This is a genomic window from Burkholderia sp. Ac-20384, assembly GCF_017104605.1.
In the GTDB taxonomy this organism is placed as follows: domain Bacteria; phylum Pseudomonadota; class Gammaproteobacteria; order Burkholderiales; family Burkholderiaceae; genus Burkholderia; species Burkholderia lata.
The window spans coordinates 1-365 of sequence record NZ_JAAGPE010000686.1 but is presented as its reverse complement, the minus strand read 5'-3'; the positions used below and the strand labels follow the sequence as shown (position 1 = coordinate 365).

Genomic DNA, 365 nt, shown 5'->3' with positions numbered 1-365 from the left:
GAAAATGGCTGAAGATCGCGTCGCGTTTCGCGAAGTTGACGCCTGATGATCAGAAGCGCCTGCAGGACCGGATGACCGAATGGGCAAAGATGACGCCCGAGCAGCGCCGCGTCGCGCGCGAGAACTACCAGAGTGCGAAGGAGCTTTCCGCGCAGGCGCGCGAGCGTGCCTGGAAGGCGTACCAGCAACTCCCCGAAGAACAGAAGGAACGTCTCGCGGCCGCCGAGCGTCGCCGCCGGCCGAGCGTCGTCAGTGCACCGCCGACCGTCGCCGACCGTGACGTCCGTCGCCTCGTCAATTCGCACGAACACCCGGCAAGCGGCCCGGCCACCGCACCGGCGCCCGTCTCGGCCGCCGTCGCGCCA

At 68.5% G+C, this 365-nt stretch carries 1 protein-coding gene; it reads left to right on the top strand.

The window, feature by feature from the left end:
* The coding region (locus G3O00_RS42850) for a DUF3106 domain-containing protein (protein WP_206146613.1) at positions 1-365 on the top strand (365 nt) is incomplete at both ends.